13 protein-coding genes are annotated in these 14,548 nt (G+C 44.8%); 11 read left to right on the plus strand and 2 right to left on the minus strand.

The genetic code is table 11. The features are described from left to right. The first annotated feature begins 67 nt into the window (after window positions 1-67). From H8K55_RS11360 to H8K55_RS11380, 5 genes are all read left to right on the plus strand, one after another. Window positions 68-739 carry a c-type cytochrome gene (locus tag H8K55_RS11360; RefSeq protein ID WP_186942187.1) on the plus strand — a complete coding sequence of 224 codons (672 nt, stop codon included), beginning with the start codon at window positions 68-70 and terminating at the stop codon, window positions 737-739. Window positions 740-815: 76 nt separating this feature from the next. Then, window positions 816-2,996 (plus strand): cytochrome c biogenesis protein ResB, encoded by a 2,181-nt coding sequence (locus H8K55_RS11365; protein ID WP_186942188.1) that lies wholly within the window; start codon window positions 816-818, stop codon window positions 2,994-2,996. Window positions 2,997-3,049: 53 nt separating this feature from the next. Continuing rightward, window positions 3,050-4,186 carry a c-type cytochrome biogenesis protein CcsB gene (ccsB, locus tag H8K55_RS11370; RefSeq protein ID WP_186942189.1) on the plus strand — a complete coding sequence of 379 codons (1,137 nt, stop codon included), beginning with the start codon at window positions 3,050-3,052 and terminating at the stop codon, window positions 4,184-4,186. 275 nt (window positions 4,187-4,461) lie between these two features. After that, the gene (msrP, locus tag H8K55_RS11375) at window positions 4,462-5,442 is read left to right on the plus strand and encodes a protein-methionine-sulfoxide reductase catalytic subunit MsrP (protein ID WP_186942190.1); all 981 of its coding nucleotides are present in this window, start codon (window positions 4,462-4,464) and stop codon (window positions 5,440-5,442) included. 8 nt (window positions 5,443-5,450) lie between these two features. Continuing rightward, entirely contained in the window at window positions 5,451-6,062 is a 612-nt protein-coding gene (locus tag H8K55_RS11380; protein WP_186942191.1) for a protein-methionine-sulfoxide reductase heme-binding subunit MsrQ, read from the plus strand. 13 nt (window positions 6,063-6,075) lie between these two features. Here H8K55_RS11380 and lptM read toward each other — a convergent pair whose 3' ends face one another. Continuing rightward, a complete protein-coding gene (lptM, locus tag H8K55_RS22330; protein ID WP_222612452.1) occupies window positions 6,076-6,264 on the minus strand; it encodes an LPS translocon maturation chaperone LptM in 189 nt (62 codons plus the stop codon). 63 nt (window positions 6,265-6,327) lie between these two features. On the opposite strand from lptM, the gene cyaY reads away from it, so the two are divergent. Then, the gene (cyaY, locus tag H8K55_RS11390) at window positions 6,328-6,642 is read left to right on the plus strand and encodes an iron donor protein CyaY (RefSeq protein ID WP_186942192.1); all 315 of its coding nucleotides are present in this window, start codon (window positions 6,328-6,330) and stop codon (window positions 6,640-6,642) included. 103 nt (window positions 6,643-6,745) lie between these two features. Here cyaY and H8K55_RS11395 read toward each other — a convergent pair whose 3' ends face one another. Then, window positions 6,746-9,058 carry a penicillin-binding protein 1A gene (locus tag H8K55_RS11395; RefSeq protein ID WP_186942193.1) on the minus strand — a complete coding sequence of 771 codons (2,313 nt, stop codon included), beginning with the start codon at window positions 9,056-9,058 and terminating at the stop codon, window positions 6,746-6,748. Between the two features lie 327 nt (window positions 9,059-9,385). Here H8K55_RS11395 and H8K55_RS11400 point away from each other — a divergent pair, with 327 nt between their 5' ends. Genes H8K55_RS11400 through pilQ form a run of 5 tightly spaced genes read left to right on the plus strand, consistent with a single transcriptional unit; the run spans window position 9,386 to window position 14,483 of the window. Then, a complete protein-coding gene (locus H8K55_RS11400; protein WP_186942194.1) occupies window positions 9,386-10,465 on the plus strand; it encodes a pilus assembly protein PilM in 1,080 nt (359 codons plus the stop codon). Next, complete coding sequence (locus H8K55_RS11405; RefSeq protein WP_186942195.1) at window positions 10,465-11,097, plus strand: PilN domain-containing protein; 633 nt, start codon at window positions 10,465-10,467, stop codon at window positions 11,095-11,097. The genes H8K55_RS11400 and H8K55_RS11405 overlap by 1 nt, the downstream gene beginning before the upstream one ends. 13 nt (window positions 11,098-11,110) lie before the next feature. Continuing rightward, window positions 11,111-11,785: a type IV pilus inner membrane component PilO gene (locus tag H8K55_RS11410; protein WP_186942196.1), complete on the plus strand. Its 675-nt coding sequence runs from the start codon at window positions 11,111-11,113 to the stop codon at window positions 11,783-11,785. Then, on the plus strand, window positions 11,782-12,315 hold the full coding sequence (locus tag H8K55_RS11415; RefSeq protein ID WP_186942197.1) for a pilus assembly protein PilP: 534 nt from the start codon (window positions 11,782-11,784) through the stop codon (window positions 12,313-12,315). Before H8K55_RS11410 ends, H8K55_RS11415 begins: the two co-directional genes overlap by 4 nt. Continuing rightward, entirely contained in the window at window positions 12,312-14,483 is a 2,172-nt protein-coding gene (gene pilQ, locus H8K55_RS11420; protein ID WP_230408574.1) for a type IV pilus secretin PilQ, read from the plus strand. The genes H8K55_RS11415 and pilQ overlap by 4 nt, the downstream gene beginning before the upstream one ends. Window positions 14,484-14,548: the final 65 nt, after the last annotated feature.

A 14,548-nucleotide genomic window follows, 5' to 3' on the forward strand; every position in this document is an offset into this window, starting at 1 on the left:
GTACGCTTTTTGCTTTTCTGGCATGTCAATAGAATCGATTTCCAATTTTTAGTCTCAAGGTGTTTGAATGAATCGTGCATTTTTATCCTTTTCCAAGTCTCTCAGCATTCTTGCCTTAGCGGCATCTTCACTCGTTTCTGTTGCTTCTGCAAACGAACATGCAGCCAAACCAGCAAAAGCTGATGCGGCTAAAGGTGAAGCCTTGTACACCAACGGTGATGCAGCGCGCAGTATCGTTGCTTGCGTATCCTGTCATGGTGCTGCTGGTAATTCGACTATTAGTGTGAATCCAAAATTATCCGGTCAGCACGAAGCTTACATCGTCAAGCAATTGACAGATTTCACTGGCCCAGCACGTAATAACGCGGTGATGACAACTTTTTCTAAGTTGATGACTGCAGACGATATGAAAAATGTTGCAGCTTTCTTGGCTGTACAGAAACCAAAAGCTGGCGCAGCAAAAAATAAAGATATTGTGAAATTGGGTGAAACGATCTACCGCGCTGGTATCGCAGAGAAAAATGTTGCTGCATGTGCTGGTTGCCATAGCCCGAACGGTGCTGGTATTCCTGCGCAATTCCCACGTATTGCTGGTCAACATCAGGATTACACGATTGCGCAATTGACTAACTTCCGCACAGGTGCGCGTAAGAACAGTCCACAAATGGTAACAATTGCTAAACGTATGTCGGATGAAGAAATTAAAGCAGTTGCTGATTATGTCGCTGGTTTGAAATAAGCACATCATTCAATACAAGCAACATGATTAACGGAGGGGGTGGCAAATGCCATCCCCTTTTTGCTTTTGGAAATGTATGGAACTCGAAACCAATACTTCTGGTCTGGAAATTAAGACGCAACGTCTGTGGTTGGCGCACACAGTTGAGTTGCTATCGTCTATGCGTTTTGCGATCAGCTTACTCACGATTATCGCGATCTCGTCGATCATCGGGACAGTACTGAAGCAAAATGAACCCTTGCCCAATTATGTGAATCAATTGGGGCCATTTTGGTTTGAAGTGTTTCAACATCTGAGCTTATATTCACTGTATTCGGCCTGGTGGTTCTTGACGATTATGGGTTTCTTGGTGCTATCCACCAGTTTGTGTCTGATTCGCAATGCACCCAAAATGTTGAAAGATATGCGGAGTTGGCGTGAAAACGTACGTGAACAATCTTTGCGTAATTTTCATCATAAAGCGGAGTGGAGTAGCGAATCGAACAAGGAGCTCTTGACGACTCAACTGAGCTCGCAAATCAAGCGGCTAGGCTATCAATTCAAAATTGTACAAAAAGATAATGCAACGTTGATCGCTGCGAAACAAGGTGCTGGCAATAAATGGGGCTATATTTTTGCGCATGCCGCGATCGTAGTGATTTGTATTGGCGGTTTGCTGGATTCTGACTTGGCGATACGTTTCCAGACCTGGTTCGGTGGCAAAGTGCCATTTGAAGGCAGTGGCGTATTGATTTCGCAAATACCTGAAAAACACAAGCTGTCCTTAGCGAACCCAACCTTTCGCGGCAATATTGCTATCCCTGAAGGCATGAGTGGGAACACCGCGGTGATTCCACAAACCAAAGGCGTGTTATTGCAAGACTTACCATTCACGATAGAGCTGAAAAAATTCAACATCGATTTCTATTCGACAGGCATGCCTAAATTATTTGCCAGCGATGTAGTGATCAAGGATCACGAAACTGGCAAGAGTTTCCCTGCAACGGTGAAAGTCAATCATCCTCTGCTGTACAAAGGCTATGCGGTTTTCCAGTCTAGTTTTGATGACGGCGGCAGTAAATTACAAATTAAAGCACATGCGATGGCGGGTGCGAATGCGCACCAGTTTCCGATTGATGCCAAAATGGGCGGATCAAACCCTTTGACCTTGGAGCAGACCAGTGGCCGTGGCGAATACACGATAGAGTGGACTGCATTCCGGCCATTTAACGTGGAAAATTTGGCACGTGATGGACAAGATTTACGTGCAGTGAATCCAGATAAAAATTTTACACAGCAACTGACTGCAGATTTGGATAAACATTCAGGTTCCGCCGCCAAAAACGCGAATAATAAAGATCTGAAAAATGTAGGCCCAAGTATGCAATATAAATTGCGGGATAAAACAGGGCAGGCACGTGAATTCAATAACTACATGCAGCCAATTTTGTTAGAAGGTAATTGGGTATTTTTGGCAGGTGCGCGAGACTCTCCGAATGAGCAATTCCGTTATTTGAGAATTCCTGCAGACGAAAACGATAAGTTAGATGAATGGATGCGTTTGCGTGCCGCTTTAGCCAATCCTGAATTACGTGAACGCGCGGCAGAGGCCTACGCGAAACGCGCTTTGCCTGCCACCAGTGCGGCAGCAATGCAAACACAGTTAGCCACTTCTGCTAAGAAAGGTTTAGCGATTTTTGCAGGGGAAGGTGAAGATAAGTTAGTTGGGCTTAGTGCAATTAACGGGTTCTTAAAAAAAATTCCCGAAGCTGAACAATCCAGAACCGCCGAAATATTCATGAAAATTTTGAATGGCAGCATGTGGGACCTGTGGCAATTGGCACGCGTGAAAGATGGTTTGCCTGTGTTGGAGTTGACCGAAAAGCGGGCACTATTCTTGCAGCAAGCTACTTCAGCGCTGTCGGATGCATTTTTCTACGGTGCGCCTGTTTATTTGCAAATGACAGGCTTTGAAGAGATCAAAGCTTCGGTGTTCCAGGTAACGCGGGCACCGGGACAGAATGTGGTGTATCTTGGCTGTTTGTTCCTCGTGATCGGGGTGTTCGCTATGTTCTACATTCGCGAACGTCGTTTATGGTTATGGATTAAGCAAGATGACGCTGGAAGTCAGGTTTTGATGGCATTGAGTTCACAGCGCAAGACGCTCGATTTTGAGAAAGAGTTCGAGCAACTGAAGCTGCAACTGAAGCTGCAGTTGAGACCGCAAGCGACAGCGACGGATTCGACGCCGGGCAAATCAGTTGACTCCTCAATCTGAAGCAACTCGCGATTGGTGTATAAAGTATTAAAAATTATTCACACAGGATATGTATGGAAACTAGTCTGACCTATCAAAGTTATTGGAAGCGTTTAGGCGCTTTTGATTGGCTATATGCGCTCATGTTGAGTGCGGGTGCCCTATATGCCTTCAAGATGTATGGTGCGCATATGGACATTTATGAAGAGGCGATTTTGCTCTTAAGCGCGCCAACCTTCGCTGTATTGGGGTGGAATTGGAAGCCGGTGCGTGCTTTGATGATCGTGTTGGCAGTTTTATCTTTATTTGCGATCTCGCAATACGCAGGCTCTTTAGATTTGGCGAATAAGAAGTTCTTCTTGAAATATTTATTGTCGAGCCAGTCGGCGATTTTGTGGATGAGCACTTTCTTCGTGTTGTCGACTTTGTTCTACTGGGGCGGTTTAATTGCGCGTTCTGATTTTGGTGCGTCAGTTGGTTCCGGTTTATGCTGGGCGGCGGTGATCATGGGCTTTACCGGTTTATTAGTGCGCTGGTATGAATCGTATTTGATAGGTGCCGATGTTGGTCATATTCCTGTTTCCAATTTGTACGAAGTATTCATTTTGTTCTCGATGATTACAGCTTTGTTCTATCTGTATTACGAGCAAAGTTATGGCACACGTCAGTTGGGCGCTTTTGTTTTGCTGGTCATTTCTGCTGCAGTGGGATTTTTGTTGTGGTACACCGTGAGTCGTGATGCAGCCGATATTCAGCCTTTGGTACCAGCCTTGCAGAGTTGGTGGATGAAGATACACGTACCGGCAAACTTTATTGGTTACGGCACGTTTTCTTTAGCGGCGATGGTCGGTGTGGCGTACCTGTTTAAATCAAAAGGGATGTTGCAAGATCGCTTGCCGAGTTTGGAAGTGCTGGACGACGTCATGTATAAGGCGATTGCCGTCGGCTTCGCATTCTTCACGATTGCCACGATTCTGGGGGCTTTATGGGCGGCTGAGGCATGGGGCGGCTATTGGTCATGGGATCCGAAAGAAACCTGGGCCTTGATCGTCTGGTTAAATTATGCCGCATGGCTACACATGCGTTTGATGAAAGGATTGCGCGGTCAGGTTGCGGCGTGGTGGGCAGTAATCGGCTTGCTGGTGACGACTTTTGCTTTCCTCGGCGTGAATATGTTCTTGTCTGGTTTGCATTCATACGGCGCACTGTAATTCAATTGCTTCGTTGAGAAAAACGGCATCGACTTTCATGGTCGATGATCTGAACCCCAATAGTTGGTCACCAGCTATTGGGGTTTTTTTATGATGTTGAAGGAAACTTTTGATTTCTTGTAAGGTTCAAACCTAATCTCCGACTTATGAGACACTTAGATGATCTTTGCAGATCAAGTCAAGCGTAGTTAGCGCCCTAACAAAGCCATGCTCGAATTTACTAGTAGGCGAGCAATTGAGAAATCGAGAAATCGAGAAAATAAAGAGGAATGATTATGCGCAATCCGTTTCAACAATATGGTGACCATCCACCGAGCGCGGCAGAAATTACGCCGCGTGAGATATTTGAGTCGCGCCGCGATTTTATGCGCCAGTTGGCAGTGGGGTCGATTGCCAGCGCTTCTTTGGTGGAAATGGCAAGTCGCGAGGTGTTTGCTCAAAGCGCTGGAGCGCAAAAGCTGGCAGCGATGGCTAATCCTGCCTTTGTCGTCATGGATAAAAAAACCGCCTACAAAGATGCGACTAGCTATAACAATTTTTACGAATTCGGCACTGACAAAGCAGATCCTGCGGAAACCGCCGGTAGCCTGAAAACTCGTCCATGGACGATCACGATAGAAGGTGAAGTGAAGAAATCGATTACTCTCGATCTCGATAGCTTGCTGAAACTGGCGCCGTTGGAAGAGCGTGTGTACCGACTGCGCTGTGTCGAAGGCTGGTCGATGGTGATCCCGTGGATAGGATATTCCCTGTCGAATTTATTGAAAAAAGTGGAACCAACCAGCAATGCGCGCTATGTAGAGTTCATCTCACTGGCGGATAAGCGTCAGATGCCGGGTGTGAGTAGTCGCGTATTGCAATGGCCATATACCGAAGGTTTGCGTATGGATGAGGCTATGCATCCGCTAAGCTTGATGGCGCTCGGCATGTACGGCGAAGTGCTGCCGAATCAAAACGGAGCGCCAGTGCGCTTGGTCGTGCCATGGAAGTACGGATTCAAATCGGCAAAATCGATCGTCAAAATTCGCCTGACCAAAGATCAGCCGCGTACCTCATGGAATTTATCTGCACCCGATGAATATGGTTTCTATTCGAATGTGAATCCAGAAGTCGATCATCCGCGTTGGTCGCAAGCATCCGAACGACGTATCGGTGAAGATGGATTTTTGAGTCGCAAGCGTAAGACGCTGATGTTTAATGGCTATAGCGAAGTAGCTAGTTTATACAGCGGTATGGATTTAAGAAAAAACTATTGAGGTTGACCATGAAGTCATTGAGCAATCGTCAATTGCAACTACTGAAGCTCTTTCTTTTTGTGCTTGCCGCCTTGCCATTCTTGCGTTTGGCGTATGCCGTTTATCAAGACAATTTAGGTGCTAATCCACTGGAATTTATTACACGTAATACCGGTGACTGGACCTTGTATTTTCTCTGCATCACGCTGGCAGTAACGCCGTTGAGAAAATTGCTCGGCTGGCATTGGTTAATACGCTTACGTCGCATGCTGGGCTTATATAGCTTCTTTTACGCGTTTTTGCACTTTCTGACGTTTTTGTGGTTTGATCATTTTTTTGATATCGGCGATATGTGGCGCGATATCGTCAAGCGGCCTTTTATTACCATTGGTTTCATTACGTTTGTGCTTTTGCTGCCATTGGCGATTACTAGCAATAACGCGATGATACGGCGCTTAGGAGGTAAGCAATGGCAGTTATTACATAGACTGATTTATCTGATCGTGCCACTCGGTGTGTTGCATTATTTCTGGATGAAGGCCGGCAAGAATTTATTGCTGCAACCGCTATTGTTCGCTGCGCTAGTAAGCACTTTGTTGGGTTTGCGCTTGTATTGGCGACTGCAATCTAAGCGCGCTTAACATAATCTTGGTTCTACGGTTGCTGCGTCTTTTCCACGGAAGCTGGTGGTGTTGGTGCAGTTGGTGCAGTAGTAGCGGCAGGACTTACGGGTTTTTTCTCAGGCAGGTACAAAGGACCTTTTTGACCACAGGCGCTGAGCAACAACGTGCTAGATAAAATTAGCCCTGACGAGAGCAGGGAGATGTGAGTGCGTTTATTCAAAATCTAAGAACCCGTATAGAATGTTGCATGTGCAGAGAATATCAATCCAAGCGGGAGTGTAACATGACGGAATCAGAATTTTTAGTAATGGCCGATAGCTGCTTGCAGCAGGTGCAAGATATGTTTGAGCAGGCATTTGAAAATGATGTCTGGGATGTCGATACCAAACGCAGTGGCAATGTGCTGGAAATTGAGTTTGTCGACAACGGCTCAAAGATTATCGTCAATAGCCAGGCGCCTATGCAGGAGATGTGGGTGGCCGCGCGTTCCGGCGGATTTCACTATAAGCATGACGGTGAGTTCTGGCGTAATACCCGCGATAGTTCTGAATTATTTGCCGTGCTGCGTAGCATAGCTGAGGTTCAAAATAAGGCATAGACCATTCATTGTAGATAGCTAATTAAACGGCGACACAAAAAAATAGCGAGAAATTTTCTCGCTATTTTTTTGTACGTAATTTATGTGACTTGCCGATATTACGCTATTCAATAATCACTTCGTCCGCATTAAGATTTCGCAATGCCGATCCTGGTGGGTTTTCGACATAGAAGTAATCACCTTCTGCTTGAATAATGCCGTTCGGAATCGGGCGTTCCATAATCGGAATATCGCGCAAGGCGCGTTGCATATAACCTATCCAGATTGGTAAGGCGAGCCCACCACCTGTTTCGCGATTGCCAAGATTACGTGGTTGGTCGTAACCTATCCATGCCACACCAACGATCTTTGCTTGATAACCAGCAAACCACGCATCGATAGAATCGTTCGTAGTACCAGTCTTGCCTGCGATATCCGGACGTTTCAGTACTAGCGCTTTAGTTGCGGTACCGAAGCGTACTACGTCGCGCAGCATACTATCCATTAGGAAGGCGTTGCGTTCATCAATCACGCGATTCGCTTCATCTTCTGCGGTATCTGGTTTTGCCTGCGAAATGATTTTGCCATTGGCATCGGTAATTTTGGCGATCAAGTACGGATTAATTTTATAGCCGCCATTCGCGAACACGGCGTAAGCACCTGCCATTTGCAATGGCGTCACCGCACCGGCGCCTAGTGCTAAAGTTAAGTAGGGAGGATTTTTCTCAGGCAAGAAACCAAATCGACTCGTATATTCTTGTCCGTATTTCGCGCCCACCTTTTGCAGGATACGAATAGAAATCATATTCTTTGATTTTGTTAAACCCTTACGCATTGACATTGGGCCTTCATATTTGCCGTCGTAATTTTTGGGTTCCCATGCTTGTCCGCCCGTTTGACCAGCATCAAAACTGATAGGTGCATCATTGATGATGGTGAGAGGCGACAAACCTTTTTCCAGTGATGATGAATAGATAAAGGGCTTGAAGCTAGAACCAGGTTGACGCCAAGCTTGGGTCACGTGGTTAAATTTATTGAGGTTATAGTCAAAACCACCTACGAGGGCGCGAATCGCACCGTCTTGGGTATCTGCAGCGACAAATGCCGATTGTACTTCTGGCATTTGAATAATCGACCAGTTCTTGCCATCAAGAATCACACGGATCACAGCACCGCGTTGAATCCGTTTATTAGCGGGCGCATTGGGTTTTAAGCCAGTTGCACCAAAGCTTAATCCTGGACCGGTAATTTGTATTTCTTCACCATTGGACAGTACTGCTTTCACCGCGCTTGGACTAGCTTCGGTCACCATGGCAGCTAAGATGTCACCACTGTCAGGATGGTCTGCCAATTCTTTTTCTATCATCTCATCCGCTGCCTCTTTATTGCGGGGCAATTCGATGATGGCTTCTGGCCCGCGATAGCCATGACGGCGTTCGTAATCGAGGACACCTTTGCGCAAAGATGCGTAAGCAGTTTCTTGCTCTTCTTTCGTTATCGTGGTGTAGACATTAAAGCCACGTGTGTAGGTTTCTTCTTTAAATTGTTCGTAGACTAACTGACGCGCCATTTCGGCGACATACTCAGCATGAATACCAAATTCTGCACTATTAGTTTTGATATGTAGTTTTTCGACTTTAGCTTGTTCAAATTGCGCTTCCGTGATGTAGCCTAGTTGCTTCATGCGTTGCAAAATGTATTGTTGACGCACTGTCGCTCGTTTTGGGTTAGCGACCGGGTTGTAGGCAGATGGCGCTTTGGGCAGGCCTGCCAACATGGCCGCTTCGGCCACGGTGACTTCTTTGAGGTTCTTACCAAAATAAATTTGGGCAGCTGATGAAAATCCGTAAGCACGTTGTCCCAGATAAATTTGATTCATATACACTTCCAGAATCTGATCCTTGGTCAAGTTCTGTTCGATTTTCCAGGCCAATAAAATTTCATAAATTTTACGTTTGACGGTTTGTTCGGTGGATAAAAAGAAATTTCTTGCAACTTGCTGCGTGATCGTCGATGCACCTTGTTTGTTGCCACTAGTGACATTGTTGATAGCGGCGCGGGTAATCCCTATGTAATCAACTCCACCATGTTCGTAAAAACGATCATCTTCGATGGCCAGCACCGCTTTTTTCATGACCTCGGGGATTTCTGCGAAATGGACGACATTTCTACGTTCCTCACCAAATTCCGCAATCAGCACATTGTCGGCTGAGAAGACGCGCATCGGCATTTTCGGACGATAACTGGTAATTGCGTCGATTTCTGGTAAATTGGGATAAGCCATCGTGATAGCAAACACTAGAACCAGCAAGCCAGCCAGAAATAAACCGAATAAAACCAGGCAAATCTGTAAGAAGATGCTTAAGGCCACACTTTTTGGCTTAGGTGTGGAGCTCGGTGCATCGTTGGGCGCTTCGATAGATGGTGTTGATGACATGGCAACTTCTAGAAATAGAATACAGATGCGCATTATAACTGTCGCCAATCAACTATAAAAAATGCATTTCGGCGTTTTTTTGCCCTAAGTGGAGAATTGACAACGCAAAAGCGCAAGTTAGCCTTGAAAATGCTTTACATTACACTCCCCTTATTGCTAGGATTTAACGTAAGCTAGTATGAGTGTCAGCTAAATCGCGGTTTTTAAAAGAAAAAATGGATTTTGAGATCGCATACATTGTTTTTGTAGAGCAATAATATCGCCGCCCGCCAGCTGAATTTTTGATACATTTGGCATGAAAAAAATTATTTATATGAGGGGATATCCTTGGCTTTAGATCTAGCATCATTGCTCGGAAAAAAGAATCCGCCCCTAGTGGGCTTGGATATCAGCACGTCTGACGTCAAGCTGGTAGAACTCTCTCGTTCCGGCGAAAAAGATTTTAAATTGGAGCGTTGCGCATCTGAGCCTTTGCCAAAAGGCGCGGTCGTTGACGGTAATATTGAAAACCTGGAGCAAGTTTCAGAGGCGATCATGCGTGTTTTAAAACGCAGCGGTTCCGGAACTAGAAATGTCGCCCTGGCTATGCCGGCGTCTTCTGTGATTACCAAAAAGATGATACTCCCGGGTAGCTTGACCGAGCAGGCATTGGAATTTCAGGTGGAATCCGAAGCAAGTCAATATATTCCCTTTGCAATGGATGAGGTCAGTATCGATTTTTGCGTGATTGGCCCAACTGCCAATTCTGACGAAGATGTTGATGTGCTCTTGGCCGCGTCTCGCAAAGAAAAGATTGAGGACAGGGTTGCTGCCGCACAGGCATCGGGTTTGCAAGCCAAAGTCATGGATATTGAATCATATGCGGCACGGGCTGCGGTAGAGCGCTTGATAGAGCAGCAGCCGAATGGTGGTCAAGATCAAATTTATGCACTGTTTCAAATCGGCTCAAAAGTTACTTACATTTCTATCCTGCTCAATGGAGAAGTGATCTATGAGCGTGATCAGCAGTTTGGTGGGAATCAATTGACGCAAGATATTGTACGAAATTACGGACTATCCTTCGAGGAAGCTGAAACTAAGAAGCGTCAAAGTGATTTGCCCGATAGCTATGAAATGGAACTGCTTGAACCATTTTTGGAAAATGCCGCATTGGAAGTCACGCGAGCAATTCAATTTTTCTTCACCTCTACCCCATACACTCGCATAGATCAGATTTTCTTGGGAGGCGGTTGCGCAATGTTGCCAGGCTTAGTCGATATTGTTGCTGAGCGAACCAAACTATCAACTTCCGTGATTAGTCCTTTCAAAGGTATGGATTTGGGATCAAGCGTCAACGAGAAGTCATTGCGAAATGACGCACCCTCCTACTTGGTCGCATGTGGTTTGGCGATGCGGAGGTTCGGATAATGATAAAAATCAACTTGCTTCCACATCGTGAAGCTAGACGTAAAGAACTCAAAAATCAGTTTTATTCATTGATGATGTTTGCCGGGTTGCTTGGCACTGTCATTGTAATTGCGATTGGTTTTGTATTTTCGACTCAACTTTCCGCGCAAGCTGAGCGCAATGCTTTCATTAAACTAGAAAATGAAGAGTTGGATAAGAAGATCAAAGAAGTTGCTAACTTGAGGCAAGAAATTGACGCTTTGAAGGCGCGCCAACAAGCCGTAGAAGATCTTCAAGGAGATAGGAATCAACCCGTCTTTATGATGAATGAGTTGGTAAAGCTGGCACCTGAAGGTTTATACCTTACTTTGATTAAGCAAGATGGCCAGCGAATCGCAATTAAAGGCTACGCACAATCCCATTCTGTGGTTGGTCTTTTTGTAAATGAGTTGGGTTCTTCTGAATGGATGAGTAAGCCAGAAATTATTCAAAATAAAGCCGTGGGCTTAGGGCAAGGGCGTGACGCAAAGCGGGTGATTGAGTTTGATCTAAATGTGGGAATTCGCCGTCCACGTGAGTTAGAGTCTGCTGCAGCGAGCGCGGCAGAAGCTGGTTCAGCGAAAAAAAATTCAGCTAAACCAAAATCGCCTTAACGAAGAGAAGAATATGTCAAATATTAAGGAAAAATTCGATTCGGTTGCCAGTCAATTTCAGGATTTAAATGGATTGCATCCTGGTTTGTGGCCGCTTGCGCCAAGATTACTTGCAACTATTGGGTTGTGTTTTTTTGTTCTGTTTGTTGGTTGGTGGTTTTATTGGAGTACGCAAATAGAAGAGATTGACTTGGGTCAGCAGGAAGAGCAAAAACTAAAAGACACTTACAAGATGAAGGTGCAGCAATCAATTAGTTTGGAGGCGTTGAAAGAACAACGTAAATTGGTCTTGCAATATGTCTCACGTATGGAGAAACAATTGCCAAGTACAGCTGAGTATGCTGCCGTGTTGGACGATATCAACTCAGCGGCAAATGGGCGTGGATTAAGTATGGATATATTTAGACCCGCCGCTGCTACTATTAAGGATTATTACGCTGAGTTACCAATTGAAATTCAAATGGTTGCTAATTATCACGATATGGCTCAATTTGTCGCGGATATTGCCCGCTTGCCGCGTATCGTCACTTTGAATAACCTTACCTTAACAGTGAGTAAAGACGCAAAAAAGCCAGGAATTATCATGGATGGTGTCGCAAAAACTTATCGTTACTTAGATCCTGAAGAAATCGCAACCCAAGCCGCTGAACGTAAGAAGAATAAAGAGAGTAAAGAGGCCAAGAAATGAAAATTCTTAGTCAAATTGGTTTGATATTATTAGTCACTTCCTTGAGTGCTTGTGGTGATAATGGCCTGACAGAATTAAAAGCGTGGATGGAGCAAGTTAAGAAAGAAACAAGTGTTAAAGTTGCGTCTGTAGCTGAGCCAAAAGTGTTTGTCCCAGTCTCCTATAGCGGAGCAAGTTTAATTGATCCTTTTGATCCCAGTAAATTATTAGTGGTTTTTGCGCGCTTGAAGGCTGCTAATAGTAATGGCTTGAAACCTGATTTTGATCGCCCCAAAGAAGCTCTGGAAGGTTACGCTTTAGAAAATATGAAAATGGTGGGGATCTTTGATAATCACAAATCATTGCAAGGCCTAGTGCAAATTGGCAAAGCGGTATTTCCAGTTGTTGTCGGTGGTTATGTGGGGCAAAATTTTGGAAAGGTAATCAGCATTAACGAGACTCGCATAGATTTAGTAGAGATCGTGCAAGACGCTACAGGTGAATGGACCGAAAGAAAAGCAAGCTTAGAATTGCAAGAGGCGAAAAAATGAATAGATTGATCAATGCAGGAAAACGGAGTGTTGCTGGTATGAAGTATATTTTTCTTGGTTTACTTATCCTGAGTCAATTTACTCATGCTCAAACTGCCGTGCAACCAGCCAATACGATAGAGTCCATCACCGGGAATCAGCAGGGTGCGAACATTATCGTCAAAATCAATTTCAAGTCACCATTAACTAAGCCTCCTGTCGCCTTTTCAATTACGAATCCCGCCCGCATAGCTTTTGATTTTGCAAATACCAGTAATGGCATTGGAAAGAACACGGTTGATATTGGTTTGGGGGAAGTCCGTAGTGTGAATTTGATTGAGGTACCCGAACGAGCTCGTATGGTTTTCAATTTGAACAGGTCATTGAATTACGCAACTTTTATCGAAGGTAATTCACTGATCGTCACAATTGATGGTTCCGGCGGGCTTGCCACGCCAGTGAATGCGAGCGGACTGCCCGTCATTGGTCAGAAAGAAATTGCTCAATCAGCTAAGCAGTTTATTCGAGATATTGATTTTCGTCGTGGTGTAGCCGGCGATGGTCGCGTAGTAGTTGATCTGCCAAGCAATCAAATAGCGATTGACGCACATTTGCAAGGGCAAACGATTGTTGTTGATTTTATGAAAGTTGGTTTGCCAGATATTTTGAAGCGAACTCTTGATGTCGCAGACTATGGCTCGCCAATTCAAAAAGTCTCCACTACGAGACAAGGTGATAACGTTCGTATGGTGATCGAGCCTAAAGGATTGTGGGAACATAGTATTTACCAAAGTGATAGCCAGCTAGTGATTGAGGTGAAGCCCATCAAAGAAGACCCGAATAAATTGACGCAAGGAACCCAGGGCTACAAAGGTGATCGTTTTGGTATGAATTTTCAAGACGTAGATGTACGCGCTGTTTTGCAAATATTGGCAGAACAAGGTGGGGTCAATATTATTGCTAGTGATTCGGTCAACGGGAACATTACAATTCGATTAATTGACACCCCTTGGGATCAGGCATTAGACATTGTTATGCAAATCAAAGGACTTGATATGCGTAAGAATGGGAACGTTATTTTGATTGGCCCTAAAGATGAATTGCTTACGAAAGAGAAATTAGAATTGGAGCAGAAAGCAGCAATTGCCGACCTTGAGCCGCTAAAAACAGAGTCATTTCAGTTGAAATATCAAAAAGCTGAAGCGTTTCAGAAGCTATTCGGTATTGAGGGTACTACTACAAATCGCATATTGTCTAAGCGTGGTAGCGTGATGATTGAGCCAAGGACAAATCAATTGTTTATCACAGATATTTCTTCGAAAATCGAAGAGGTTCGTAAGTTAATTCAAAAAACGGACATAGCAACCAAGCAGGTGGTGATAGAAGCGCGGATTGTGGAAGCTGATAATAAATTTAGCCGTAATCTTGGAGCCAAGTTGGGATTTGCTGATTTGCGTGGGATCAAAGGTGGCGATACTGGATTCCAAGTATCTGGAAATCAACGTGCAGCTTTAACAGGCAATTATCTAGGGGTTGGTGAACAGACTGGACAGGCAAAAATTACAGACAAGAGCTATTTGCCAAATACCCAATTTGTGAATTTGCCTGCTGCGGGAATTGGTGGTCTGGATGCAGGTAGTTTAGCTGTTAGTTTGTTTTCAGCTGCTGCGAACCGATTCTTGAATCTGGAATTGTCGGCATTAGAGGCTGACGGGGATGGAAAAATCATTTCCAGCCCTCGGGTTGTGACCGCGGATCAAACGCCTGCTCATATTGAGCAAGGGCAAGAAATTCCATATCAAGTCGCGACCATTAGTGGCGCAACTGCGATCTTCTTTAGAAAGGCGACGTTGAGTTTGGACGTCACTCCTCAAATTACACCAGATGGAACCATCATTTTGGCGGTCGATGTGCACAAAGACAGTCGAGGCGAAGAAACACGTGGCGGACCGGTTATCAATACCAAACAAGTGAAGACTAATGTCCTTGTTGAAAATGGGGGAACCGTAGTGTTGGGTGGGATTTATACGCAGGAGGAACGTGCGGATGTCACGAAAGTTCCTTTCCTCGGCGATATTCCATTGTTCGGGAATTTATTTAAGTCAACGGGTAAGACAAATAATAAAACTGAATTACTCATTTTTATTACGCCAAAAGTGCAAATGACAGGAACGTTCGCAAATCAATAAATGTTGTAGCAAGCGTTTCTAGTGAAAGTTTTGATTCTGGTACAGAAATTTCTGTATTAATTTAT

The sequence above is a fragment of the Affinundibacterium flavidum genome (assembly GCF_014284175.1).
Classification (GTDB): Bacteria; Pseudomonadota; Gammaproteobacteria; order Burkholderiales; family Burkholderiaceae_D; genus Undibacterium; species Undibacterium flavidum.

Bases quoted from the DNA above. Each gene is read 5' to 3' on its own strand.
- H8K55_RS11360 (WP_186942187.1), top strand. From the start codon at position 68: ATGAATCGTGCATTTTTATCCTTTTCCAAGTCTCTCAGCATTCTTGCC.
- H8K55_RS11365 (WP_186942188.1), top strand. From the start codon at position 816: ATGGAACTCGAAACCAATACTTCTGGTCTGGAAATTAAGACGCAACGT.
- ccsB (WP_186942189.1), top strand. From the start codon at position 3,050: ATGGAAACTAGTCTGACCTATCAAAGTTATTGGAAGCGTTTAGGCGCT.
- msrP (WP_186942190.1), top strand. From the start codon at position 4,462: ATGCGCAATCCGTTTCAACAATATGGTGACCATCCACCGAGCGCGGCA.
- H8K55_RS11380 (WP_186942191.1), top strand. From the start codon at position 5,451: ATGAAGTCATTGAGCAATCGTCAATTGCAACTACTGAAGCTCTTTCTT.
- cyaY (WP_186942192.1), top strand. From the start codon at position 6,328: ATGACGGAATCAGAATTTTTAGTAATGGCCGATAGCTGCTTGCAGCAG.
- H8K55_RS11395 (WP_186942193.1), bottom strand. From the start codon at position 9,058: ATGTCATCAACACCATCTATCGAAGCGCCCAACGATGCACCGAGCTCC.
- H8K55_RS11405 (WP_186942195.1), top strand. From the start codon at position 10,465: ATGATAAAAATCAACTTGCTTCCACATCGTGAAGCTAGACGTAAAGAA.
- H8K55_RS11410 (WP_186942196.1), top strand. From the start codon at position 11,111: ATGTCAAATATTAAGGAAAAATTCGATTCGGTTGCCAGTCAATTTCAG.
- H8K55_RS11415 (WP_186942197.1), top strand. From the start codon at position 11,782: ATGAAAATTCTTAGTCAAATTGGTTTGATATTATTAGTCACTTCCTTG.
- pilQ (WP_230408574.1), top strand. From the start codon at position 12,312: ATGAATAGATTGATCAATGCAGGAAAACGGAGTGTTGCTGGTATGAAG.